This is a genomic window from Vibrio sp. 1978, assembly GCF_033344345.1.
The window spans coordinates 1-558 of the sequence record NZ_JAWPOP010000850.1; the positions used below are offsets into that span (position 1 = coordinate 1).

General features: G+C 44.6%; 1 protein-coding gene. It reads right to left on the minus strand.

What is annotated here, in order from left to right; translation table 11 throughout:
• Positions 1-558 (minus strand): ParA family protein (locus tag R8N49_RS29470; protein WP_318190741.1); only part of this gene is annotated, 558 nt, incomplete at both ends.

Here is a 558-nt window from a genome sequence, read left to right on the forward strand (position 1 = left end):
CAATCTTGTCGATAAGCTGTTCTTTCAATAGACGAACGATATCAAGTGATGGGGCTTCAGACAGCGTTTGCCACGCTTCTGCGTTAAACATAGCATCTTCTGGGAATGCGGAGATTGACTTCAAGTTCGGGTATTGCGTCGGCAACAGCACGTTCTTGTGTAAAAATTCGCGGTCGATCTCTACTCCATCAGGCACGTTGCCTAACATAATGTCCACCGCTGAATAAATGTTGTCGTGCTCAGCCACACTGATTTGCGGGTTTAAAAACAGACGTAATGAACCTTGAGGGTCCAAGTCAATCAAACAAATGCGGTAGCGTTTATCTAGGTTAAGCGCCAAACAAGCAGCCAAATGTACGGCCGTCATTGATTTACCCGTACCACCTTTTTGGTTTTGTACGTTGATAATCCATGGTTTATTGCCGTTATTCTTCTTACGCTCATAGAATTTTGGCACTTCAGCCGCATCCATGAGCATGTGTGCTTCTTCTAACGTAATGGAGTAATGATTCGCGTTGTTTTTAGTAAATTGGTGGCCTGCGGCTTCCATCTTACCGA